Below are 22,813 nucleotides of genomic sequence, written 5' to 3'. Positions count from 1 at the left end.
AAGCAGCGTATCAATAGACCTACCCAGAGTATTTCAGCAGATAAGCTGAGGCAAGCGCGCTTCACGTCGCCCCCTCATCTCTGTATTAGCGGTGCTATGCCCGTCATCGCAGTTCCATTAAAATGACCGCATCAATGATGAAGTAGAACCGCCCAGACAAACAAACCATTTATGATAACCACCTTAAATAGCAGCCTGGAAAGGTTCACCCGTTTCATTGCACCTGCGCAATACCTCTTCAAGGAGTTCTACCCCCTCCACGCACGGGCCCTGTTGCTTGTATCGCTGGCAGCCATCTTCAGCTCAGCCTTAAATGCTAGCGCCTATCTTGGCCTTACCCCCCTAATCAATCATGCCATCTACAGCAGCACGTCACTCGTTTATGGCCCAATCGTGTTGGCCGCCACTCCACTTACAATTGCTGGCGCACTGGCTATTGTCCTACTGCTTGTAGTCGGCTCACTCCATCTGAACTTCATCGTCTACAACATGGCTCTCGAAATCATGCGCAAGACGGTTGCCGAGGCATCGGTGCGTGGCGTTGTCGCACTGCATAAACATCCAGGCTCTCCAAATCTATTAGGTGCCATCCCGGGGAGCCGCTATTTTTCGGGGAGTCGCTATTTTTGCGAAAGTTTGTTTTGGGCATCAAGCCCAAGCAAACAGCAAAACTTAACGCGACCATTTATGCCTACGGCGCCCCGACCGTCCTGCGTACGTTGCGTAATCACCTCTTCGCGGCTCTACACAACTCCCTCAGTGACTCTACGCCAACATAAAGCCGCTGCTGCATCTTCTTCGTCGTCCGCTCGCGCTCTCAACTACGAATATGCAGACGGCGTCGACTATCGCGGACTAACCGCCTTCGCTTCGCTATCCATGGCGGTCAGCGTGCGAAAGTTTGTTTTGGGCATCAAGCCCAAGCAAACAGCAAAACTTAACGCGACCGTTTATGCCTACGGCGCCCCGACCGTCCTGCGTTCGTTGCGTAATCACCTCTTCGCGGCTCTACACAACTCCCTCAGTGACTCTACGCCGACATAAAGCCGCTGCTGCATCTTCTTCGTCGTCCGCTCGCGCTCTCAACTACGAATAGGCAGACGGCGTCGACTATCGGGACTAACCGCCCTCACTTCGCTCTCCATGGCGGTCAGCGAAGGAAGTAGTCGGGTCAACCGCCTATGGCTGCGGCTTTACCATGCGACAGACAGCACTCGGCCTATCTCTACTGCTACAGCTACTCATCTTTCTACTGGTATTAATATGGTTAAATCCAGCCATTACGACGGCTGTAATCGTAGCAACCGCCATTGGCGGCTGGATCTTCTCCCACTCTGTCAACAAGATTGTTACCGCATCAACAGACAACAAAACACTGTCGGCTATAGTTAACAACGAGTATCGCTCACTCAGCGAACAGCTCTGCGACAGCAACCTCACTGAGGAAGAAGTCAAAAAATGTATATCATCCCTCTATCGAAACGGCGCTATCGGACAACAACTTGATACAAAACTGAACATGCGCCGTGAAAATCGGGGAGTCGCTATTTTTGCGGAAGCATGTTTTGGGCATCAAGCCCAAGCAAGCGGCAAATACTTAACGCGACCGTTTATGCCTACGGCGCTCCGACCGTCCTGCGTACGTTGCGTAATCACCTCTTCGCGGCTCTACACAACTCCCTCAGTGACTCTACGCCGACATAAAGCCGCTGCTGCATCTTCTTCGTCGTTCGCTCGCGCTCTCAACTACGAATATGCAGACGGCGTCGACTATCGGGGACTAACCGCCTTCGCTTCGCTATCCATGGCGGTCAGCGACGGCTGGGCCCTCAGAGGTTAAAGTATCTATTCCCTATCACACTCATAATGGTGCCCATGCTGGCGATGCTTACGGGCGACCTTCAACACCATGCAAGCGAGATCATCATCTACATGGTTCTGCTTCGCATCCAGATAGGTCTATTAACACAACTCGCTTCACTCTTTATTTCAACAGCGAAATTTCAGACCTCACTCCTCTGTTACAATGATCTACGTACAGGAAAATCATATCCTGACTGTTTGAAAAAGAGTGCAACAACAGATACTGATTGATTGCCACACAGACAATTGGCCTATCATCAACATCGGGTACTAACATTCAGATAGAGCAACGTATCGTTGAACCGTCAGCAGGCCACAGCAAGAGACAGCAAAGGCCAGCAAGCTCCGCGCACCTGCAGCAAACATTAATCATCTTGCATTGATAAGCATCCAGTAGGCCAGCACATCCAGCATGAGAGTTCTCCACTTCTACAAAAACGCCATCCCCGAATCGATGGGAGGCGTAGAGCAGGTAATTCACCAGATAGCCAGCGGCACCAGCACGCTGGGCATACAGTGCGATGTACTTTCGCTCAGCCACCGCCCCTCCCCTTCCGCCAGCACCACAAGCGGCTATCGCACACACCAATCAAAGCTCGACCTACAGATCGCATCGAACAGCCTGTCACTCTCGGTCTTCTCAAAGTTCTCAAAGCTTGCCAAGCGCGCGGATCTGATCCACTACCACTTCCCATGGCCTTTCATGGACCTGGTCCACTTTGCGACACGAGTTAACAAACCATCGATCGTTACCTATCACTCAGATATCGTACGTCAGCGACACCTGCGCAAGATCTACTATCCACTCATGATCCGGTTTCTCAACAATGTTGACGCCATCGCCGCCACATCACACAACTATCTAGAAACCAGCAAAACATTGAAGCGTTTTAAACAGAAGGTCGTTGTGATTCCGCCCGGCCTGGACAGAGAGAGCTACCCAAATGCGCCCACGGAGCGTCTTAACTACTGGCGCAACAAGTTTGGCGACAGATTCTTCCTGTTTGTTGGCGTACTTCGCTACTACAAAGGTCTCCACATCCTGCTGGAGGCGGCCCACAAGACGGGATTTCCTGTAGTTATCGTGGGGGCTGGCCCAACAGAGAATGAGCTAAAAAACCAGGCCAAGCGGTTGGGATTGAAGAAGACTATCTTTCTCGGGCACATACCCGATACCGACAAGGTTGCCCTTCTGCAGCTCTGCTATGGCATCCTCTTCCCATCTCACATGCGTTCCGAGGCGTTCGGCATCTCCCTGCTCGAAGGAGCGATGTTTGGGAAACCGATGATCTCCAGCGAAATCGGCACAGGCACCACCTATGCAAACATTGCCGGCGAAACCGGCCTGGTCGTACCGCCCAGCGATCCGGGAGCATTGAGCAACGCGATGCACTATCTCTGGGAACACCCGGCCAAAGCCGCAGAGATGGGAGAGAATGCTGCTCAACGCTTCAATCGACTCTTCACCATAGATCGGATGGCGCACAAATACTCGACGCTCTACCACGAGATCGTCGAACGCGGCCATTGATCGCACCTTCAGTCGGCATTATCACGCTCATCGCCATCCCCACCACTCATCATCGCCAAGGCCACCAGCAGCAACCACCAAGAGAGCGAGGACCAATAACTGGCATAGAGCGCAAGGTATGTATTCAGGGGGAATAGGGCTACTAGCGCTGCTATCAGCCATGGGACTGCATCACTTCTGAAACCACTAGTCCTCTTGGCTGCATAGGTGATCAACACCCAAAAAAACGCCAGAAAACCAACGATACCAACCACACCTGTTTCGACCAGCACCTCCAACCCGACCAGATGGGGTTGATTGGGTGCAAGTGGCCGCCTCAGGTTCTTCCAATAGTTGTCCTCGGGCGCATAATCCATAAATACATAGCGAAAGCCTCGTGGCCCAACGCCCGTCAGCCAATGGTCCTCCACCATCAGCATCGCAACCTGCCAGATAGAGACCCGCTGCGCCGTCGCGTTGTCTATAGATTCGATATCGGTACTGAACAGACCAGCACTTTTCTGCAGCCGCTCTCTAACGGCCTCATCTGTTGAGGCGAAGAGCACCAGCGACACCACACCGATCGCCAACGCGCCCCACACTACCGCCTTCACCCTCTTGAGATAACCGAGGCGTCCCAGATACCAGAGGTAGAGCAGCAGACCGACGGCCAACAGCACCCAGGCCGAACGGGTACCACTGAGAAAAATTGCGCTGAGATAGGGGATAAGCAACAACCAGAGCCACCAGTGTCTCCTACCCCACCGTCTCAACCCTCTCGGGGAGTCGCTATTTTGCGAAAGTTTGTTTTGGGCATCCAAGCCCAAGCAAACAGCAAAACTTAACGCGACCATTTATGCCTACGGCGCCCCGACCGTCCTGCGTTCGTTGCGTAATCACCTCTTCGCGGCTCTACACAACTCCCTCAGTGACTCTACGCCGACATAAGCCGCTGCTGCATCTTCTCCGTCGTTCGCTCGCGCTCTCAACTACGAATATGCAGACGGCGTCGACTATCGCGGACTAACCGCCTTCGCTTCGCTATCCATGGCGGTCAGCGAAGGTAGACCGGCAGAAACACAGCCAACTCCGGCCCCAACCTGAAATCGGGATAGAAGAAGCCGTTGAGGCGCTCACCGTTGTAAGGATAGCCGAGAATATTGTGACCCGAGAGGTACTGCCACATCGCATCGATCGACCATAAAGAGAGAAGTGCCACAACCGCGACATGCAATCTCTCTCTTGCCATCCGACCATTCAGCAACCAGAGCAGCGTGATGCCTCCCAGCAGAAAGCGGGGATAGGGCACTACCGTACTCAAGCTGCGCTCCAGACTGACCGCCCCCGTCAGCGCGAGCACCATCGGCATCCATAGCAAGGCAAAGAGCAGTAACAGCAGGCGCATCTCACTGCGTGCGATGATCGTGCGCCACTGCCGTGCCAGTAGATAGAGGGCGGTCAGCGCGAGGACCAGCAGCGGAAGATTATAGAGTCGGCGCGTCGTTAGCAGCACCACGACCGAAGCCACCAGCAACCAGCCACCATTATCGATCAACCACCGCTTCACCGACTCCATATTACAATCACTCCATCAGTCGTCCCGATCGACCGTCGGAGGCTCCCCCTGCTCAGCGAGCAGCGTTTCGAACAGACTCATATAGCGCTGTTCAATCGTACCCCACTCCATCCCGGTTACCGACGCTTTGGCGTGCGCTCCCATCCTTGATCGCAGCTCGGTATCGCCACAGAGCCGCTCGAGTGCCGTTGCCAACCCGCCACGTGGCGCTCCAGCAGGTAGCGCCAGCTCGCGTCTGAGACCAGAGCCTGTGTATCGATCGATCATCTCCTCATAGCCGTTGGGAATGATCGTGATCTTCTCGTCATCGAGTCCTTGAGCCACGTAGTGACGTCTGACCGCCTCTGATACCGCCACGAAGTGTTTGATATTTTTGTAGTGCCGCAGCTTCTGCATCCCATGCAACGTTGCCACCGTCATCACATCACTATTCTTAAACAACCACCCCACCAGCGATGACGCCCGTCCCAGATGCGTATGCACCAGTGAGATCTCTCTCCTGTTCCACAGCAATCTGAGGGCCACCTTGAGATCGAAGCGCCCCCTGACCGGCGCCATCAGACGGCACCGCACCCCCCCTCGCCGTGAAAAGCGCTGGCACAGCTTACCCGCGATGTAGCGGACACTGCCCCTCGCTGTCGATGAGACCTCAACAACAAACATATACGTCCTTGATCGAATCAGCCATGGGATGATTCCACCAGACGACCCTCCACCCCGCCATCGCCAAGATCATCCGGCAACTCATAACCGGCCTCTCGGATATAGCTGATCAGACGCATCTCGGCCTCACCACTCAAGCCTGAGTATTGGGTCCAGGGTGCAGCAGGATTCGGATCTAGCTCAGAGAAGAGCACGCCATCATCACGGCCAAGATACTCTTTGGCAACCATGGCATTGCTCTCACGGCAACCATTCAATATCGCAAGGTGGTCCGAGGGAGAAAAGTGGTCTCTGATGGCCACCTCGTCCGGATGAGCCCCCGTGTACTCCTCAAGGATTCGACGCAGCGCCTGTGTCGGCACGACCTGCCGAGAGTGTTTCTCGAGAAAAGCGAGACAATCCCTGGACAAACTTCTGTTGATGCTCTCAACAGGCTCGAATCCATCGCTCCACTCGACACCGATCAAGTCGAGAAAGCGACTCTCGAGTCCATCACCGAAGAGCGATCTCTCATAGGGCTGGACGATGACATTATCCTTACCGAAGACACGACTCCATTTCGACAGAATACGATAGTAGTTCCGGTCAGCCCGTTCAAAGAGCCGAGCCATCCTCTCGTCCGTAAGCCTTCCCACCTTTTTCAACTGATTGACCCGCGCCTCGAGAAGACGGTCCTGTCGCCTAAGAAAGACAACTATCTTGACATCAAAACCGGCGAAAAAGGTACTCAGCCGTTCGGGGTCATTGTTCGAAAACCGTTCACTGCTCATCACAATCTTGTCAGCACCACTCTCCAACAGAGAGTCCCGCTCTGCCTCCATCGCGGCGAGCCACTCTGAGCGTTCAGAGAACTGCCCCCGCAACTGCAACGGAAAACGCTTCGCCTCATCGTTCCCGTCGAAACAGACACTGGCAAACAGATGGTGTGCACTACACCCATCGAAACCCGGCACCAGAAGACCGGCATCCAGCAGCAGTTCTGCATTCGCCGCCAGGAAGCTCTGCAAATAGGAGGTTCCTGTTTTGTGCAGCCCAATGTGTAGATAGAGCGTCTTTCCATTGCTCACTACTCGCTCCGCGGTGCCGAGGCGCTCTCGGAATGACTTTTCACACGGATACCCGCCCCACCAAATAGCGAATAATTTCGTCCCGACGCTCATCACTGAGTCCGCTATAGGGCTGCCACTCATCTTCTAACGAAGGCAGTGGATCGAGAAACAGACGTCCATCCTCTCTACCAAGATAGCGCTGTGCCACCTCACGGTTGATAGCGCTGTACTTCTCGATGATTTCCAGACGCTTGGAGGGCGGCAGATTATATTTCAGGCTCTTGCCATCTGAGTGCTCGCTGGAGTATTGGGCCAGCATCTCAATCACCCTGCCTCTCTCCCGAGCCCCCACCTCTTCCGGCAGAAAGTGCTCAGAAACAAAGGCGAGGCAATCACGATTGAGCCCTGGATTCTTCAGCTCGGTTTTATATGACCGACTCCACTCCACGCCCAACAGACTAAGGAGATAACGCTCCAGACCATCGCCAAAGCTACTTCGTTCGAACGGGGTCACGACAATATTCTCTTCGCCAAAACAGGCAGACCAGCCATCGAGAAGAGTCGCGTAGTCGAGCACCGAATTTGTTCTAGATAGAAGCACGTCCAGCTCTACCTGAGACGGTCTCATCTTCTTGTTCTGGTTATACGACGACTCCATGTAGAGATCCTGTCGGCGAAGAAAGACTATCACCGTCACATCAAATCCGGAGAAGAGGGCCTTAACCTTATTCGGATCGCTACGGATAAACGCCTCGCCGCTCACGACAACCGCTGACCGCCATGGAGAGCGAAGTGAGGGCGGTTAGTCCGCGATAGTCGACGCCGTCTGCATATTCGTAGTTGAGAGCGCGAGCGAACGACGAAGAAGATGCAGCAGCGGCTTTATGTCGGCGTAGAGTCACTGAGGGAGTTGTGTAGAGCCGCGAAGAGGTGATTACGCAACGTACGCAGGACGTCGGGGCGCCGTAGGCATAAACGGTCGCGTTAAGTTTTGCCGCTTGCTGGGCTTGGATGCCCAAAACAAGCTTCGCAAAATAGCGACTCCCGGCGAGTCGCTGTTGGATGCCTGTGCTTTTTCGAGCAGCACTCTCAAATCAGACTCAAGTCCAGACAATGACTTATAATTCTTCTCAATATTCTCGGTAGCCTGCCTACTCAGCTTGGTGCCATCTTTCATACAAACCCACGCAAAGGGGTGGTGGGCATGCCCGAACATGTGGTGGCTGGGATAGAGAATCCCCTGGCGCATCAGACGTGATCGATTCACGTCCATGAAATATTGGATCGATGTAGAGCCCGTCTTCGGCATACCAATATGTAAAACAGCCTTTTCTACCATCGGCATTCGGCAATCTCTGCCGCTCAGAGCCAGTCTCACGCATCAGCTCCGCAAGAAACTCACCATACTTCGGCTCGAGCAGACTGGATGAATGGCTTGCCTCCACATAGGCACGCCCTCGCTCACCCATAGCCATCAGCTCATCCCATCTCTGCTCTATGAGCTGTTTGATATGCTCTGCATCGCGAGAGTCGTCTGCGCTCGCACGATAGAGCAACCCTCCATCGCCATCTTCAACCTGCTCTCTGAAACCGACAATATCGGGTGCGATAAACGGCACCTTCATCGCAGAGGCTTCGAGCGAGGTGAGTGGGTAGCCCTCAAACTGAGAGGAGAAGACAACCAGATCAACTGACGCCAATATCCTGGGAATATCGTCGCTGGGACCTAAGCAGATCAGATTCGACAGTGCACTGTAACGCTCCTGTAGAGCACTCATTTCAGGCCCATCGCCAACGACCACAAAACGGTATCCCTCAACAGTCGCAAACTGCTTCGCCAATTCGAAAAAGACACCTGGTCGCTTCTGCTCATGCAGACGTCCGATAAACGCGATCACCTTACGGTCGGATTCGGAGTCTTCAAGGAGGAAAGTGCTATCGCTATAGCGGTCTGGATCGAAACGCTGTAGATCGATGGAATTGAGAAAGACCGAGGCACGATCCCTGCTCTCACCATACTTGTCTACCAAAACGGAACGCCAATACTCCGAGATCGTCACTCGCTGGTCGATGTAACGAGAATACTCCGACGAAATGTTGAACCAGTCCCTGTGGTTGTACCACTCGTTGTGGAGGATATCGACGACCACAATCTCTGGGAACCACTTTCTGATCAGCGGTAACAGCGCATAGAGATAGGCATTTCCTGAGATAAAAATCAGCGCCGGCCTCTCCCTGCAGATAAGATCCCAGCAGATCCTCATGCGTTGCAACGGAGTCTCACCCATCCCTTCGAGACTGAACTGAACATCACACAACCCGGCAAACTCATCCCTGACATCCTGTTCGTAGTAGACATTTCCCTCTTCACGCCCATCACCTGAGCCGTGCCGGGTCTCTCGTCCACAAACGTCGATAATCCTACCCGCCACGTGGGGACGGGCCGCTTTCATCCAGGTGAGCAATACCCGTTCAGCTCCACCTATCGTCCAGTTGCTCTGTGCAAAGAGAACTGAGTTTGACCCAGCAGGCCGATCAACGGTCGGCGACCAGTCGAGATTTGGCTTGGTATAAAATTCACAGTGAATTTCAGCAAGCGATATATTGGTATGCGTCGTCAGCATCCGGGTGATGAACCTCTCCGGAAACAGCATTGCCAGAACCACCCCCCTGCCACCCAGAGATGCCGATACATCACCAAATCCAAAGCGCCTGATCGCCGCTGCCTGAATTTTATCGACAATCCACCCTGGGTTTAGCTTCGACTTATAACCCCACCCTTTTCGCCACTCTCTTTTGAACGCAGACCTTGCCCGGGACACCAACAGCAACAGACCCATATTCTTTCTTATGGTCAGATAGATGCTTGCCATATATCTCTTGGTATCAAGCATTGAGAGTATTTTTGTATCCCGCTCACCGATATAGACCACATCCCTAAGGGCAAAACCCCACAACCCTTTTGCCATCAGGCGAATCTGGACATACCACTCATCAAAGACCTCAACACCACCGACTGCGGAGGGTATCTTACGACTGGCTTTTAGCCATTGCTGGCTACGGTATAGGTGTCCAGGTGAGAGAACCGGCTTGCTGAGAGCCCGGAAGCTACTGAACGACTTCGGCTGAACCAGTCTCATCAGCGGTAGCAGCTCCTGCTTTACCGGTGCTACCCACCCGGCACCCTCACAGTTATTGAGCGCCAGAACCGACTTCTCCAGATAGGTACTCTCAATCTGGTCTCCCGGATCGAGAAAGAGCAGTAATTTTGAAACACGAGACTCTGCCCCGATCCTCTTAGCCTGTAGGGCGCCTAGGGGCTCATGAAGCGAAAGCTGATCAATAGCGTATCCCTTATAGTTTTCATCATCCGATATCGACGACAACAGGCCCTGCATCTCACTGCTCTGAGGACCGTTTTCGACAATTAAGATCTGATAGTCGCCAGCATCGAGACTCTGCCCCGTCAGGGAACCGAGCGTTGTCGTCAACAACCTGGGGACAGAGTCACTTACCGGTATTACAACCAGCACCTCTGCACCAGCACTCAACTCAAACTCTTCTTTCATCATTAAACTTCCAGAGAGACATCAACTTCTAAAACAGACCCGATTTCCACGCACTGTAGTAGCGTACAAACTTACTTTCCTTCGCAACGCTGCCACAACAACTCCACACATCATCTATCGCAACACCCTACTGTCTTGAGAGAGGATTGCGCCACACCTCAACGATGATATGGGTGCCCCTGCAGAATACTCCAGGCGCGATAGAGCTGTTCGGAGAGAAGAACGCGAACTAGTGGATGGGGAAGGGTTAAGGGAGAGAGCGACCAGAGTTCATCTGCTCGTTTACGACAGTTTTCAGAGAGCCCCTCAGGACCGCCGACCAACAGCGCGATATCCTGACCGCCACCGAGCCAGCTCTCGAGTCGCTGTGAGAGCTGCTGGGTAGACCAGGGTTTGCCTTTGACTTCTAGGGCAACGACACGGGCATTTTTAGGAATCGCATCGAAGATTCGATGCTCTTCATCGACCATCGCCTTTTCCAGATTGGCATTCTTGCCACGATGACCTGGATTGATCTCGACCAGTTTCAGGGAGCACTCACGCGGCAGGCGCTTGGCGTACTCCTCGTAGCCGTTCACCACCCAGCCCGGTATCTTGTTACCGACCGCGATCAGGTGGATCTGCACGGTCGGCTACTCCTCTTCGTCGGCCGCTTCGCGCTGGGCGAGGATCTTCTCAGCATCGACACTCCACAACTTCTCAATATTGTAGAAGTCGCGTGCTTCACGCAGCATCACGTGGACCAGCACATCGACCAGATCGATCAATACCCAGTCACTCCCCTGCTCACCTTCGACGCCCAGTGGAGGAACGCCACCCTGTTTCGCCTTCAGCGCCACATTGTCAGCCAGTGATTTAACGTGACGACTGGAGGTACCGGTGGCGACAACCATGAAATCAGCGATGCTGGTTTTTCCCCGCACATCCAATACTTCGATTTCTATACCCTTAAGGTCTTCCAGCGCCTCAACGGCGAGACTCTTTAACTCTTCAGCTTGCATCTAATTTTCCAGACAGTTCATTTAATTAATTTGATAGAGCCCTTCACGCTCAATCACCTCACACACTGCATCGGGGGTCAGGTAACGAATTGTGCGCCCCTTCGCTATCAACGCTCGTAGCGCTGTTGCCGACACATCGAGCTGGCTCACTTCACTAAACCAGATACCGCCAGCGGGACGACCGTGCAGCTCATCCGCACTAGAGAGTCGATGCGCTGCTACCAGCTCAGCGACAACACCCTCATTGGGTAGCTCATAACCGGGTCGAGCCATTACCACCAGATGGGCCAGTTCAATCAGCTCCGTCCAACGGTGCCAACTCGGCAGCCCCAACAGCGCATCCATACCGATAATCAGACAGAGCGGCTGCTCCGGCATTTCACAACGCAGCGATGTAAGCGTATCGGCCATGTAGGAGGGACCTTCGCGCTCCATCTCGCGCAGATCAAGACTCAACTCTCCAACTCCCTCAAGCGCCGCCTGCAACATCAACACACGCTGCTCAGCTTTGACGACAGGACTATTGCGATGCGGTGGTATCCGGCACGGCACCATTCGCACCTCAGCCAGACCAAGTGACGTTTTCAACTCCAGCGCTGGGCGCAAATGTCCGATATGGACCGGGTCGAAGGTGCCACCAAAGATGCCGATCGCCTTCATCTAGGCTGATCGACCGCTGTTAGTTGCGAATATGACCGTCACCGAAGACGACATACTTCTGCGAAGTGAGTCCCTCAAGACCGACCGGACCGCGCGCATGAATCTTGTCAGTACTGATACCGATCTCAGCACCCAGGCCATACTCAAAACCGTCTGCAAAGCGGGTCGAGGCATTGACCATGACAGAGCTTGAATCGACCTCAGTCATAAACTGACGTGCACGGGTGATGTTCTCAGTAATGATCGACTCGGTATGTCCTGAGCTGTGGGCGTGCATATGCTCGATCGCCTCGGCCATATCCTTGACCACGCGGATTGAGAGGATCGGCGCGAGGTACTCCTCATCCCAATCCTCCTCAGTCGCTGGCCTGGCATCGTGCACCATGCGACAGGTGGTCTCACAGCCACGCAGCTCAACCCCCTTTTCGATATACATTGCCGCCAACTCGGGTAGCACCTCTTCCACAATGCTCTCAGAGATCAACAACGTCTCCATTGCGTTACAGACGCCGTAACGGTGAGTCTTGGCGTTGTAGGCGACCTGAATCGCTTTCTCCAGATCAGCGTCGTCATCGATATAGACGTGGCAGACGCCGTGCAGATGTTTGATCACCGGCACGCGCGCCTCACCCATGATGCGTTCGATCAACCCCTTGCCACCACGCGGTACGATCACATCGACATACGCCGGCATGGTGATCAGTTCACCCACCGCAGCACGATCAGTCGTCTCGATCACCTGCACCGCATCGGCAGGCAGGCCAGCGACCTCAAGCCCTTGATGGATGCATTTTGCAATCGCCTGATTGGAGTGGGCCGCCTCGGAGCCGCCACGCAGAATAGTGGCGTTACCCGATTTGAGACAGAGCGCCGCCGCGTCGGCGGTCACGTTGGGGCGTGATTCGTAGATGATGCCGATTACACCCAGCGGTACACGCATCTTACCGACCTGGATACCGGAGGGGCGGTAGTTGAGATCGGTGATCTCGCCGACCGGATCGGGCAGTGCCGCGATCTGTCGCAGACCTTCGGCCATGCCATCGATACGCTCATCATTGAGCGCAAGGCGATCGAGCAACGCATCGTCGAGTCCCCGCTCGCGGCCAGCTGAGAGGTCCCTGGCGTTCTCCTCGATCAAGGCTACCTTGTCAGCGATCAGCGCCTCGGCGATCGCATACAGCGCGGCATTTTTGGCATTGGAATCGGCACGGGCCATGCTGCGCGAGGCGGCACGCGCCCGCTCACCCGTCTCTCTCATGTACTGTTTGATATCCATCGAACTTCTCTCGTAATCGGTGCCGTTCAGGCCGTTGCCCGAGCCATCGGATCGGTTCCGGTCAGGCGAAGGGTCAATTGTAGCAGTTCATCCCAGCGACTGCCCTGCGCCGCCCCCTTTAGCACCCGGTCTAGATGGGCACAGGCGGAGAGCATCGCGTCCCAGTCGGCCACCTTGTGACGCTTAAGCGCACTGCGCAGCAGCGGCTGGCGTGACTGCCAGATACGGTAGCTGGAGAAGAGTGAATTGAGTGAACCACCCCGCGCCAGCTCATGCGCCATCTTCGCCAGCTGGCGAATCTCGCGCGTTAGCGCCCAGAGGATAAGAATCGGCTCGACACCCTCGGCACGCAGACCATCAAGAATACGTACTGCGCGCGCCGTGTTTCCAAGCAGCGCCGAGTCAGCCAGACTATAGACATCGAAGCGGGCACTATCGGCAACCGCTGCTGAAACTGTGGCCAGATCGATCTCACCCGCACCATGCAGTAGGAACAGCTTCTCTACCTCCTGATCAGCCGCAAGAAGATTGCCCTCAACCCGTTCGGCGATCAGCGAGCAGACCTCGCGCGTCGGGCTCATCCCCTTCTGCTTCATGCGCCGTGCAATCCAGTTGGGGAGCTGCTGAATATCGATCGGCCAGACCTGCAGGGTAACGCCTACCCTGTCGAGCGATTTAAACCATTTGCTGTTCTGCGCCGACTTGTCGAGTTTGCCAGAGGTGATTAACAGAATCGTATCTTCAGCGGGTCGTGCCGCATACTCAGTCAGAGCCGCACCACCCGGCTTACCCGGCTTACCCGGCTTACCACTCGGCATACGCAGATCGAGCAGACGTTGCTCAGCAAACAGCGACATGGCACTGGAGGCAGCCGCGAGACTATTCCAGTCGAAGCCCTTCTCAACGTGCATCACCTCGCGTTCGCTGTAACCCGCCTCTCGCACTGCCTGTCGAATCGTATCAGCCGCCTCCTGAATCTGTAGCGGCTCGTCACCACTGATCAGATAGATCGGTGCCAGTCCCTTTGAGAGATTGGCCTGTAGCTGATCAAAGCGAAGTTTCATTGTGCCTCTTTGGCTGGAGCCGCGTGGCGTAGACGCAGCAACATCTGCCTGACAATGGCGCTATTCATCTTCTTGCGCATCTCGGCCATCTCACCCGCCTTGGCACGCACCTTGAGTGGATCAAAAAACAGATAACGGGTTACCGACACATGCTGCGGTTCCAGCAGGATCACACCCTGGCTGTCGCGCAGATCGAACACCACCTCGGTGTAGAGCTCATACTCCTGCACATCGCCCTTGCCACCCGTGGTGAGTGTGCGGCGATCACTGGTCATTTTAAGGATACGCAGCTGCGCGGTGGCTGCCTGTTTACTCTTCACCACCTCTACGCCATTGCTACGAAGACGCTCTGCCAACTCTCGTGTCAGCTTGCGCTGCAGCGCATTGCCATCAATATGGGTACGCGCCATTTCGGTCGGCAGTTCGACCGAGCCACGTAGGTGATAACCGCAACCGGCCATCGAGACAACGATGACGAGTGCCATCCAACTCACCAACCCTTTGATGATATAACGCTTCACTCGATACCCCTTAGTTGGCAACCACGTTGACCAGACGACCCGGAACTACAATGATTTTGCGAATCGTCTTGCCATCGATAAAGGACTGCACCTTCTCGTCAGCCAGCGCAGCCTCTTCGATCGAATCTTTATCCGCATTGGCCGCAACATTGATCTGGCTCCGCACCTTGCCGTTGACCTGCACCACCAGTTCGATCGAGTCCTTTACCAGCGCAGCCTCATCAACCGCAGGCCATGCGGCAGTCAGGATGTCATCGCCATATCCAAGCTCCTGCCACAGTGCATGGCTAATATGCGGTGCAATCGGTGAGAGCAGGCGCAGCAGGATCGAGAGTCCTTCATTGCGTAGCGCTTTGGCCCCCTCACCATCAACCTTACCGAGGGTGTTCATCATCTTCATACAGGCAGCAACGACGGTATTGAACTGGTACTTGCCGAAATCGGCCAGCGCCTGTTGCAGCGACTCATGGATCTCGCGGCGCGCATCCTTACTCGCATCGTGCGTCTCAATCACACCGCCAAGCTCGCCCCTGTGCTCACTCGCCATCGCCCAGACCCTTTTGAGAAGGTGGATGCACCTCCTCGGCACGAGTCTCTTCCACTCCAGCGCGCTACATATCTGGTCGGGGCACTTTGGTGATCAAGTACCACTCGTCGGCTAACCAGCGCACCTCTCAATCAGGCCTGCTGCGGATCGGAATATTCGCCCTATCAAAGACTTTTTGCCCATCCATTAACATGCCATGGTGAGTAAGCAGGTTTTGATCCGTGCTCATCGCTGGCCCCCTCACGCATCAACTTTGACGAAACTCATAAGAGCAGATGCAGGATTGCGGTATGCCAAATACCACCGATGCGCGATCGGACCGGGCGCCGTAGTCGCTTTTCGTCGAGCGTTCATCAATCGACACGCATAGCTCGCCGTGCTCATCCAGGAGACCCATAAAGCGTGTGCAGTGCGGTCTCACCTCCGCCTTTGCCAAACTTTGGGGCGTCGTGTCGACGAATTCAACGCATGCGGATTGGTGAATCCCTATCGAATTCGACATCTGGGCAACTCCGGCACTATGCCTCGGTACGGGTACTGCGGCCACGTTTGGAGACCACCCGTAATCAGCAGCCAGAAACGCGCAGAAAGACAGATGCAGGTTGCGTGTTGATACCACCGTTACGACCCGCCCTGCCTGTTCAAGATGTGGTTGGCAATAGCGCAACGCCTTGCCAGGAGATCCATAAGTTCAAGGATTCGTCACACGCCCCCCTTTCGGGAAGGCGGCTGGATGCCAGATCAAACCAACACATCGTATCAATGGGCGCGCGATGACCTGGGTAATCGGCAGGCCAACTTGGGCAGTTGAAATCGGCGCCGGTCGTGGTCGGAACCGCCATCACGCGCCCGGTGTGATACCATCAACACAATTGGCGCCTGCAAGATGGTGGCACTAGCGCGAAATCGGGTGTCGCGAGGAGCCGGTGAACTCACCCATCGATCCATCGCCGCCCTCGGAGGTCTCCAGTCTACTCACATCTCCTCGATGATGAAGGCGGCCAGCTCGGCGCTATTCTCGGCCGCTTGGGGGCGCCGCCAGCAGCGCTGCCAAGGCAATCCGCGACATGCAGAGAGCCCTCCCATCGGGGTCGCGTGAGCCGGTGGCGACCTTTCCAGCGGCCTCACTCCATGTACATCCCGATGAGAGCGCCACCGCGTATTCTCGGCCAGTTGAGCCCCAGGGGACTGCTCAGGGCCAACCGGGCGATTATCAACCCCTCAAGGTCCGTCAGCGTAGGCGGTGATCTTCATGAAGTACTGCGGGATCTCTTTACGCTCCACCTCGGTATCACAGCGCCAACAGCAGCCGTCGATGACCTGCTCGTTGGCCAGTACCGTCATGTCATTAGGACACCAGTTAACCGGCGCGGTCTTCTTGTAGACCATCCCCTTCTCGTAGAGACGGGTGAAGAGCCACTGCTCCCACTTGTAGTAGTCGGGATGACAGGTAGCGAGCTCACGCTCCCAGTCGTAGCCGAAGCCGAGGCGCTTGAGCTGACTCCGCATGTAGTCGATATTCTCGTAGGTCCACTTAGCAGGCGGAACATTATTCTTGATCGCCGCATTCTCTGCGGGCAGGCCAAAGGCGTCCCACCCCATCGGCTGCAGCACATTTTTGCCCAACATGCGCTGATAACGGCTCACCACATCACCGATGGTGTAGTTGCGCACATGGCCCATATGCAGACGCCCCGACGGATAGGGGAACATGGAGAGGCAGTAGAACTTCTCGCGGGAGGTATCGTCCACCGCTTTAAACGATTGATTCTCTTCCCAATAGCTCTGGGCTGCGGTCTCAAGAGAGCCAGGAATGTATTGCTCGCCCAACGTCATCGAAAAGTGCCTATAATTGACCAAAATCAGGCCCGTAAGGATAACGTAGGTTCAACTCAACGGACAACAGAGATAGGATCCGGAAGAAAATTGTCTCCCGCATGATTCCGACAGCCTGTCACCAGATGTAGCTGACAGACACAAACATAATGATAACTATGCACCAGAACCTGTCACCCATCCCTATATCCGCTTGGCTTTCCCATCAAGACAGGAGCGATAGGTGGTATGAGATGAGAAACGATCGATGAATCCGACCCAGATATGGCTACCTGCGATATCAGCCAATAGCGGCGCTGATATCTATACGCGCCTCCTTGCCGAAGCTCTCGAAGGGTGTGGTTACAAGGTGATTACCACGTGGTTTCCCCATGCACTTGAGATCGCGCCCTTTACTAATAGAACCAGAGCCCCAACGGGTACCGACATCATTATTGCTAACTCATGGACGGGGTTTGCATTTCATCAGCAAGATATCCCTCTTATCATTATCGAACACCACAACATCTTTGACCCTTGTCTGAAAGCATACAAATCCACTGCTCAGAGTCTCTATCACAGGCTGTTAATCAAACCCTATATCAATAGATCATTCTCTCGAGCCTCAGCAATCATCACAGTCAGTAATTACACAGCAGAGAGTCTAGCAGCAAGTTACAAACCATTGCCCATTCACACGATTCATAACTGGGTTAACACCGAGCATTTTACTCCGACACCAGATAGGGAGCGCGTATCGACCTCAGAACCGTTTGAACTCCTCTTTGTCGGTAACCTATCAACCAGAAAGGGCGCTGATCTGCTGTCTCCAATAATGGAACAACTGGGCAGCAACTTTCGTTTGAGTCACACCGGCACAACACTACCCAACAACCCGCACCCAGCATCCAACATCAAGGCACTGGGCCGCCTCAGCAGCGACGAGCTTCTCGCTGCGTATCAAAGTGTGACGCACTACTGTTCCCATCCAGATTAGAGGGATTCGGCTACGCACCTGCGGAGGCGATGTCGTGTGGAAAACCCGTAATAACCAGCAATATCTCGTCACTCCGGAAATTGTTATTAATCATAAAACAGGCTTTTGTGCACCCCTGATGCCATTGATGAATTTGTAGAGGCGTGTAAAACCTTACGACAGGATCATCAGCTATATCGCGACATGTGCACCGCTTCTCGAGAGCGAATCGTGAGTCATTCTCCGTACGGTCCGCAATGGAAAAATACCGGGAATTATTAAACAGCTTTTTATAACCCCCTTCGTCATTTCAATAAAAATCCATCCCTACACTCTTTCGCCACTCAAGCACCTCCAACACTCAACTCACATCAAATCCGCCCCATACCTAACAACGATCACTTTGCAGATCAAGCAACATGAGCGACACTAGAGACAAGAGCTATAACAACGAGGAGCAAGCGATGAGCGACGAGCAGAACAATCGGTTAGTGGATGCCTATAACCGCATGCTAGAGCGAGTAAAGGGAGCGATTATCGATGCGGAACAGAACGCAATCCCCAATCTGGCCCACAATATCGAAAATGCCCGTGAGAAGGCGGTTGAGCTGGGAGAGCTGACTCGTGAAGAGGCGGAGAAGGTCGGCAACTACCTCAAGCGCGATGTCGAGAATGCTGGCGAGTATCTCAATGAGTCCGGCAGCGAGCTGGGAGAGTGGTTTCGTTTCGACATGCAGTTGATCGAGGATCGATTATTGGAGATGTTCCGCCTTATCGCCGATCGCACCTCGATTGAACTCAGTGAGCTGGCGCGACGCGCCGATGCACTCGGCGAGTGGCACACCGGGGAGATTACCGGCATCGGTACATTGGAGTGCAAGGCGTGCGGTGAGCAGGTCCACTTCCACAAGAGCGGTCATATTCCACCCTGCCCCAAATGTCATGAGACTCGATTCCGCAGGGTTTCACACAGTGGTGAATAGCCACCTATAGATCATTGCGGGGCCGTGGACGATACGGCCTCGCAGCTTGGTCACATAAAGTAGCTGTGCGCACCGATACCCATCTCGTGCACACTACCGGCCACATCCTCAAACTCATACTCACTCAGACCGAAGTAGGCGAGGACATCCTGGCTGAGGCGGCTCCACTCGTGATCGACCTCCTGATCACCCAGCACCCGATATAGACCCGAGATATGCTCGGCCATTTTGAGTATAAACAGCTGGCGCTTGATCGCCTCGCTACGCTCATCGCGCGACGGACCGATGCGTCCAATTGAGTGGTGGACACGAATCACCTCACGGGTCGCCTCCGGCAGTTTCCACGCCTTGGCGATATAGAAGCCAATCACCTGATGACTGGTATTGATCAGCTCATTCTCTATCACATTAATATGGCCCGCCTCCGAGGCGTAGGCCTGCAGTTGCACATCGGGATAGTTCTCGAAGCGCTGCATCATCATCGGTACGCCAACGTTGTGGAATAATCCCAACATATAGAGTTCGTCGGGGTTGCCCTGGTTGATCTGCTTGCTGACCGCCATCGCCGCATTGGCCACGTCGGTCGCCGAGTCCCAGAAGCGGTTCATCGCGGTCGCAATCTCATCGGTGATGATTCTCACCACTCATCTCATTGCGCAGGAAGTAGGCGTTAACCAGATTAAGGATCGTTTTGATACCAAGCAGTGTCACCGCCTGTTTGATCGAAACAATCTCACGACGCAGTCCAAAGAAGGGCGAATTGACCGTCTTCAAAACACTGCCGGAGAGGCCCGCATCTTTGCTGATCAGGTCAGCCATAGCCGAGAGATCAGGATCGGGCATCACCATCTCCATCTGCAGATCGGCCATAATCTGGGGCGGCGAAGGAATGGTAATCCCCTTCAGTATCTCATCAATCTGCGCACTCTCAATTTCGTTGTTTTCAGACATTTTCTATAACCAGTTCACTGTATGTTCGATCTCTATTGCCACTACCGCTTTTCGCGGACGCCATAGTCTCAAACCATCGCCTCGCGGTCACGCACTCCGAGGAAATAGAGGACGCCATCGAGACCCAGGGTCGAGATCGACTGCTTGGCACCTGCCTTTACAATTGGCTTTGCGTGAAAGGCGATGCCAAGCCCTGCAGTATTGAGCATCGGCAGGTCATTAGCGCCATCGCCCACCGCCACACACTGCTGAAGTGAGATCCCCTCCTTCTCGGCAATCATCTGCAGCAGCTCGGCCTTCTTCGCTCCATCGATAATCGTGCCCGAGCTACGCCCGGTCACCTTGCCGTCGACCACCTCCAGCTGATTGGCGTGCACATAATCTACGCCCCAGCGCTGCTGCAGATATTCACCAAAGTAGGTAAAGCCGCCGGAGATGATCGCGATCTTAAAACCAAACCGTTTCAGGTTCTGCATCAGCCGATCGGCCCCTTCGGTGATCGGCAGTGACTCGGCAATCGACTCCAGCACCGAAACATCGAGCCCCTCAAGCAGTGCCAGGCGTTGGCGAAAGCTCTCACTGAAGTCGATCTCACCGCGCATTGCCGATTCGGTGATCGCCGCAACCTGCTCACCGACCCCCGCGCGTATGGCCAACTCATCGATGACCTCTGCCTGAATCAGGGTTGAGTCCATATCGAAGGCGATCAGCCGACGACTGCGACGATAGACGTTATCCTCCTGTAGGCCGATATCGAGCCCCGACTCAACGGTGATATCCATAAAGCGGCTACGCATCTCACCAAGGTCGGTAGGCGTGCCACGCACCGAGAATTCGACTGAGGCGTTTTCACGTCGCTCTGCATCCTGTAGTGAGATACGACCGGAGAGACGATTGATCGAATCGATCTCCAGCCCCTGGCGGGCGATCTCTGCCGAGACATCGGCAACGTGGCGCGCGGTAATCTGACGTCCCAACAGGGTAATGATGTAGCGGGCTCGTCCCTGATGAGTAACCCAGGCCTCATACTCCTCAGCCTCAATCGGTGTGAAACGCAACTGCACACCCAACTCATGCGCCTTGAACAACAGCTCCTTAAAGACCGGACAGGCGTTGAGTGACTGCGGCACCTCAACCAGAAAACCGAGTGAGAGGGTGTTGTGGATCACCGCCTGACCGATATCGAGAATATCGATGTTGTAGCGCGCCAGAATCTCGGTCAACGCGGCAGTCAGACCTGCACGATCCTCACCCGAAACGTTTATCAGCACCACTTCACGCATCGGCTCTACCCCTGGTCAAATATATAGTCGCGAGCATGCTAAACAGTAAGATCAACACAGGCCAGTTTCCCCATCGAACATAGGGTGTAATCCCCTCTCGGGCCTCAACCTCACCCTTTAGCACGGTAGTCTCAAACTGCTCGGTGTGTGCCTCAACCTTCCCGTCTGGGCCGATAATGGCGGTGATACCGGTATTGGCAACTCGCAACATGTAACGCCCCGTCTCCAGAGCGCGCATGCGTGAGATCTGCAGATGCTGTGCCGGTGCCAGTGAGTGACCAAACCAGGCGTCGTTGGTCACATTCACCAGTAGCGCCGCCTCTGGTAGCGTTGCGGCAATCTCCTCGCCAAAGGCCGCCTCGTAACAGATCGAGGTGCCGACCGGGTAACCCGCCGCACTGAGCAGCGGCTGCTCTTCTCCACCGCGTGCAAAGTCAGTCATCGGTACCGCCAGGAAGTTTCCGAGCAGACTCAACACCGGTTTGAATGGGAGAAACTCACCAAACGGCACCAGATGGCGCTTGTGGTAGAGGCGCTGCTCGGCACCAAAACTGACTACGCTATTGTAGTAGTCGTAACTCTCTTGCTCCTGATAGGGAACACCGATCAGTAGATCAGTCTTGCTCTGTCGCGCAAACTGCTGCAGTGACTCGGTATAACTCCCCTCAACCCAGTGGAGGAAGGCGGGAATGGCCGTCTCTGGCCAAACGATCAGATCACTATCGGGGTTGGCCATGGTCATTTCGGCGTAGCGCCGCAGCGTCATCTCACGCACCTCGGGCAGCCACTTCTGGTCCTGTTCAATATTGCCTTGCAACAGCGCCACCCGCACCTTTCCCAGCGGTTCGGTCCAGCTAAACTGATTGAGTAGCAGCGGTACTAGCCAGAGTACGGCTATCACGACAGTCGGCAGGCGTAGCGATCTGGTGCGAATCAGCAGCGCAACAGCCCCAGCCGTTAACGCCACCACCCAACTCACCCCATAGACACCCAGCCAGGGGGCGTAACCCGACAGCGGCGTATCAATCTGCCCCTGCCCCAGCAGCAGCCAGGGAAAACCACCCAGGATCGAACCACGCACCCACTCCAGCGCCACCCAACCGGCAGGTAGCAACAGCAGATAGCGGCCTCTTGCCGCGAGTGAGATGCGTGCGCCGAAATAACCGAGCAGCGCAGGAAAAAACGCCAGAACCGCGATAAAAAGCAGCGTGACTAGCAGTGCCAGCGGCAGGGGTGCATTACCGAAATCGTGAATACTGACGTAGACCCAGGAGGCACCAAAGGCAAACATGCCGATACCAAAGAGGTAACCGATACGAAAACTGCGACGGGCATCCACTCCATTCCAGAGAAGGAAGAGCGTCGCTGGCGAGGCGAAGGCAAACACAACAAAACCGAACGGGGCAAAGGCGAGCGGTAACAGCGCCCCAACGATCAGTGCCAGCAGTTCACGCCAGTAGCCTCGCCATCCTGGCCAACGATCGATCCACATCAACTGTAGTTTCC

General features: G+C 54.8%; 26 protein-coding genes and 1 pseudogene. 7 read left to right on the top strand and 20 right to left on the bottom strand.

Annotated elements, in window-relative coordinates:
• Nucleotides 1-171 precede the first annotated feature (171 nt).
• The 3 genes from HUE57_RS07460 to HUE57_RS07450 all read left to right on the top strand — a co-directional run bounded on the left by HUE57_RS07460 (nucleotide 172) and on the right by HUE57_RS07450 (nucleotide 3,394).
• Nucleotides 172-1,044 carry a hypothetical protein gene (locus HUE57_RS07460; RefSeq protein ID WP_174672973.1) on the top strand — a complete coding sequence of 291 codons (873 nt, stop codon included), beginning with the start codon at nucleotides 172-174 and terminating at the stop codon, nucleotides 1,042-1,044.
• Nucleotides 1,045-1,198: 154 nt separating this feature from the next.
• Nucleotides 1,199-1,840: a hypothetical protein gene (locus tag HUE57_RS07455; RefSeq protein WP_174672972.1), complete on the top strand. Its 642-nt coding sequence runs from the start codon at nucleotides 1,199-1,201 to the stop codon at nucleotides 1,838-1,840.
• A 435-nt stretch (nucleotides 1,841-2,275) separates the two neighbouring features.
• Nucleotides 2,276-3,394: a glycosyltransferase family 4 protein gene (locus HUE57_RS07450; RefSeq protein ID WP_078483189.1), complete on the top strand. Its 1,119-nt coding sequence runs from the start codon at nucleotides 2,276-2,278 to the stop codon at nucleotides 3,392-3,394.
• A gap of 8 nt (nucleotides 3,395-3,402) precedes the next feature.
• Here HUE57_RS07450 and HUE57_RS07445 read toward each other — a convergent pair whose 3' ends face one another.
• On the bottom strand, nucleotides 3,403-4,110 hold the full coding sequence (locus HUE57_RS07445; RefSeq protein ID WP_174672971.1) for an O-antigen ligase family protein: 708 nt from the start codon (nucleotides 4,108-4,110) through the stop codon (nucleotides 3,403-3,405).
• A gap of 119 nt (nucleotides 4,111-4,229) precedes the next feature.
• On the opposite strand from HUE57_RS07445, the gene HUE57_RS07440 reads away from it, so the two are divergent.
• The gene (locus HUE57_RS07440) at nucleotides 4,230-4,400 is read left to right on the top strand and encodes a hypothetical protein (RefSeq protein WP_174672970.1); all 171 of its coding nucleotides are present in this window, start codon (nucleotides 4,230-4,232) and stop codon (nucleotides 4,398-4,400) included.
• Nucleotides 4,401-4,427: 27 nt separating this feature from the next.
• Here HUE57_RS07440 and HUE57_RS07435 read toward each other — a convergent pair whose 3' ends face one another.
• From HUE57_RS07435 to HUE57_RS07365, 15 genes and pseudogenes are all read right to left on the bottom strand, one after another.
• Complete coding sequence (locus HUE57_RS07435; RefSeq protein ID WP_174672969.1) at nucleotides 4,428-4,949, bottom strand: hypothetical protein; 522 nt, start codon at nucleotides 4,947-4,949, stop codon at nucleotides 4,428-4,430.
• A gap of 15 nt (nucleotides 4,950-4,964) precedes the next feature.
• On the bottom strand, nucleotides 4,965-5,612 hold the full coding sequence (locus HUE57_RS07430) for a glycosyltransferase family 4 protein (protein ID WP_272902027.1): 648 nt from the start codon (nucleotides 5,610-5,612) through the stop codon (nucleotides 4,965-4,967).
• A gap of 17 nt (nucleotides 5,613-5,629) precedes the next feature.
• Nucleotides 5,630-6,679, bottom strand: a complete 1,050-nt coding sequence (locus HUE57_RS07425) for a hypothetical protein (protein WP_174672967.1) — start codon at nucleotides 6,677-6,679, stop codon at nucleotides 5,630-5,632.
• A 40-nt stretch (nucleotides 6,680-6,719) separates the two neighbouring features.
• Complete coding sequence (locus HUE57_RS07420; RefSeq protein WP_174672966.1) at nucleotides 6,720-7,424, bottom strand: hypothetical protein; 705 nt, start codon at nucleotides 7,422-7,424, stop codon at nucleotides 6,720-6,722.
• On the bottom strand, nucleotides 7,399-7,680 hold the full coding sequence (locus HUE57_RS07415) for a hypothetical protein (RefSeq protein ID WP_174672965.1): 282 nt from the start codon (nucleotides 7,678-7,680) through the stop codon (nucleotides 7,399-7,401). Before HUE57_RS07415 ends, HUE57_RS07420 begins: the two co-directional genes overlap by 26 nt.
• Nucleotides 7,681-7,812: 132 nt before the next feature.
• Nucleotides 7,813-10,233 carry a glycosyltransferase family 4 protein gene (locus HUE57_RS07410; protein WP_174672964.1) on the bottom strand — a complete coding sequence of 807 codons (2,421 nt, stop codon included), beginning with the start codon at nucleotides 10,231-10,233 and terminating at the stop codon, nucleotides 7,813-7,815.
• Between the two features lie 155 nt (nucleotides 10,234-10,388).
• Nucleotides 10,389-10,856 carry a 23S rRNA (pseudouridine(1915)-N(3))-methyltransferase RlmH gene (rlmH, locus tag HUE57_RS07405; RefSeq protein WP_078483193.1) on the bottom strand — a complete coding sequence of 156 codons (468 nt, stop codon included), beginning with the start codon at nucleotides 10,854-10,856 and terminating at the stop codon, nucleotides 10,389-10,391.
• Between the two features lie 6 nt (nucleotides 10,857-10,862).
• Nucleotides 10,863-11,231: a ribosome silencing factor gene (rsfS, locus tag HUE57_RS07400; RefSeq protein ID WP_078483194.1), complete on the bottom strand. Its 369-nt coding sequence runs from the start codon at nucleotides 11,229-11,231 to the stop codon at nucleotides 10,863-10,865.
• Nucleotides 11,232-11,252: 21 nt separating this feature from the next.
• Nucleotides 11,253-11,891 (bottom strand): nicotinate-nucleotide adenylyltransferase, encoded by a 639-nt coding sequence (gene nadD, locus HUE57_RS07395; RefSeq protein ID WP_078483195.1) that lies wholly within the window; start codon nucleotides 11,889-11,891, stop codon nucleotides 11,253-11,255.
• A gap of 19 nt (nucleotides 11,892-11,910) precedes the next feature.
• On the bottom strand, nucleotides 11,911-13,167 hold the full coding sequence (locus HUE57_RS07390) for a glutamate-5-semialdehyde dehydrogenase (protein WP_078483196.1): 1,257 nt from the start codon (nucleotides 13,165-13,167) through the stop codon (nucleotides 11,911-11,913).
• A 26-nt stretch (nucleotides 13,168-13,193) separates the two neighbouring features.
• A complete protein-coding gene (gene holA, locus HUE57_RS07385; protein WP_078483197.1) occupies nucleotides 13,194-14,231 on the bottom strand; it encodes a DNA polymerase III subunit delta in 1,038 nt (345 codons plus the stop codon).
• Entirely contained in the window at nucleotides 14,228-14,752 is a 525-nt protein-coding gene (locus tag HUE57_RS07380) for an LPS-assembly lipoprotein LptE (RefSeq protein ID WP_172840202.1), read from the bottom strand. Before HUE57_RS07380 ends, holA begins: the two co-directional genes overlap by 4 nt.
• A 10-nt stretch (nucleotides 14,753-14,762) precedes the next feature.
• Nucleotides 14,763-15,299 carry a class I tRNA ligase family protein gene (locus HUE57_RS07375; protein ID WP_174672963.1) on the bottom strand — a complete coding sequence of 179 codons (537 nt, stop codon included), beginning with the start codon at nucleotides 15,297-15,299 and terminating at the stop codon, nucleotides 14,763-14,765.
• A gap of 975 nt (nucleotides 15,300-16,274) precedes the next feature.
• Entirely contained in the window at nucleotides 16,275-16,427 is a 153-nt protein-coding gene (locus tag HUE57_RS07370) for a hypothetical protein (RefSeq protein WP_174672962.1), read from the bottom strand.
• 102 nt (nucleotides 16,428-16,529) lie between these two features.
• Nucleotides 16,530-17,129: pseudogene (locus HUE57_RS07365) on the bottom strand (class I tRNA ligase family protein); the annotation flags it as partial.
• A 253-nt stretch (nucleotides 17,130-17,382) separates the two neighbouring features.
• Here HUE57_RS07365 and HUE57_RS07360 point away from each other — a divergent pair.
• The 3 genes from HUE57_RS07360 (at nucleotide 17,383) to HUE57_RS07350 (ending at nucleotide 19,073) form a co-directional block, all read left to right on the top strand.
• Nucleotides 17,383-18,111 (top strand): glycosyltransferase family 4 protein, encoded by a 729-nt coding sequence (locus HUE57_RS07360; protein ID WP_174672961.1) that lies wholly within the window; start codon nucleotides 17,383-17,385, stop codon nucleotides 18,109-18,111.
• Nucleotides 18,021-18,230 (top strand): glycosyltransferase, encoded by a 210-nt coding sequence (locus tag HUE57_RS07355; protein WP_174673734.1) that lies wholly within the window; start codon nucleotides 18,021-18,023, stop codon nucleotides 18,228-18,230. Before HUE57_RS07360 ends, HUE57_RS07355 begins: the two co-directional genes overlap by 91 nt.
• 279 nt (nucleotides 18,231-18,509) lie before the next feature.
• Nucleotides 18,510-19,073, top strand: coding sequence for a zinc ribbon-containing protein (locus HUE57_RS07350; protein WP_236725656.1), 564 nt, complete (start codon nucleotides 18,510-18,512; stop codon nucleotides 19,071-19,073).
• Nucleotides 19,074-19,123: 50 nt separating this feature from the next.
• Here the strand turns inward: HUE57_RS07350 and HUE57_RS07345 are convergent, their stop codons facing one another.
• The 4 genes from HUE57_RS07345 to lnt all read right to left on the bottom strand — a co-directional run bounded on the left by HUE57_RS07345 (nucleotide 19,124) and on the right by lnt (nucleotide 22,799).
• Nucleotides 19,124-19,714 carry an HDOD domain-containing protein gene (locus HUE57_RS07345; protein WP_269087636.1) on the bottom strand — a complete coding sequence of 197 codons (591 nt, stop codon included), beginning with the start codon at nucleotides 19,712-19,714 and terminating at the stop codon, nucleotides 19,124-19,126.
• Complete coding sequence (locus HUE57_RS19595; RefSeq protein ID WP_269087637.1) at nucleotides 19,695-20,024, bottom strand: HDOD domain-containing protein; 330 nt, start codon at nucleotides 20,022-20,024, stop codon at nucleotides 19,695-19,697. The genes HUE57_RS07345 and HUE57_RS19595 overlap by 20 nt, the downstream gene beginning before the upstream one ends.
• 68 nt (nucleotides 20,025-20,092) lie before the next feature.
• The gene (gene serB, locus HUE57_RS07340; RefSeq protein WP_078483200.1) at nucleotides 20,093-21,307 is read right to left on the bottom strand and encodes a phosphoserine phosphatase SerB; all 1,215 of its coding nucleotides are present in this window, start codon (nucleotides 21,305-21,307) and stop codon (nucleotides 20,093-20,095) included.
• Entirely contained in the window at nucleotides 21,300-22,799 is a 1,500-nt protein-coding gene (lnt, locus tag HUE57_RS07335; RefSeq protein WP_078483201.1) for an apolipoprotein N-acyltransferase, read from the bottom strand. The genes serB and lnt overlap by 8 nt, the downstream gene beginning before the upstream one ends.
• Nucleotides 22,800-22,813: the final 14 nt, after the last annotated feature.

Origin of the sequence: Candidatus Reidiella endopervernicosa, assembly GCF_013343005.1 — a bacterium.
GTDB lineage: Bacteria > Pseudomonadota > Gammaproteobacteria.
This window is presented reverse-complemented; position numbering and strand designations above follow the sequence as displayed.

Coding starts and splice junctions, on each gene's coding strand:
- serB (WP_078483200.1), bottom strand. CDS start 21,307: ATGCGTGAAGTGGTGCTGATAAACGTTTCGGGTGAGGATCGTGCAGGT.
- HUE57_RS07455 (WP_174672972.1), top strand. CDS start 1,199: ATGCGACAGACAGCACTCGGCCTATCTCTACTGCTACAGCTACTCATC.
- nadD (WP_078483195.1), bottom strand. CDS start 11,891: ATGAAGGCGATCGGCATCTTTGGTGGCACCTTCGACCCGGTCCATATC.
- HUE57_RS19595 (WP_269087637.1), bottom strand. CDS start 20,024: ATGTCTGAAAACAACGAAATTGAGAGTGCGCAGATTGATGAGATACTG.
- HUE57_RS07410 (WP_174672964.1), bottom strand. CDS start 10,233: ATGATGAAAGAAGAGTTTGAGTTGAGTGCTGGTGCAGAGGTGCTGGTT.
- HUE57_RS07450 (WP_078483189.1), top strand. CDS start 2,276: ATGAGAGTTCTCCACTTCTACAAAAACGCCATCCCCGAATCGATGGGA.
- HUE57_RS07460 (WP_174672973.1), top strand. CDS start 172: ATGATAACCACCTTAAATAGCAGCCTGGAAAGGTTCACCCGTTTCATT.
- HUE57_RS07430 (WP_272902027.1), bottom strand. CDS start 5,612: ATGTTTGTTGTTGAGGTCTCATCGACAGCGAGGGGCAGTGTCCGCTAC.
- HUE57_RS07440 (WP_174672970.1), top strand. CDS start 4,230: ATGCCTACGGCGCCCCGACCGTCCTGCGTTCGTTGCGTAATCACCTCT.
- rsfS (WP_078483194.1), bottom strand. CDS start 11,231: ATGCAAGCTGAAGAGTTAAAGAGTCTCGCCGTTGAGGCGCTGGAAGAC.
- HUE57_RS07360 (WP_174672961.1), top strand. CDS start 17,383: ATGAATCCGACCCAGATATGGCTACCTGCGATATCAGCCAATAGCGGC.
- HUE57_RS07375 (WP_174672963.1), bottom strand. CDS start 15,299: ATGGCGAGTGAGCACAGGGGCGAGCTTGGCGGTGTGATTGAGACGCAC.
- HUE57_RS07390 (WP_078483196.1), bottom strand. CDS start 13,167: ATGGATATCAAACAGTACATGAGAGAGACGGGTGAGCGGGCGCGTGCC.
- lnt (WP_078483201.1), bottom strand. CDS start 22,799: ATGTGGATCGATCGTTGGCCAGGATGGCGAGGCTACTGGCGTGAACTG.
- HUE57_RS07435 (WP_174672969.1), bottom strand. CDS start 4,949: ATGGAGTCGGTGAAGCGGTGGTTGATCGATAATGGTGGCTGGTTGCTG.
- HUE57_RS07350 (WP_236725656.1), top strand. CDS start 18,510: ATGAGCGACACTAGAGACAAGAGCTATAACAACGAGGAGCAAGCGATG.
- holA (WP_078483197.1), bottom strand. CDS start 14,231: ATGAAACTTCGCTTTGATCAGCTACAGGCCAATCTCTCAAAGGGACTG.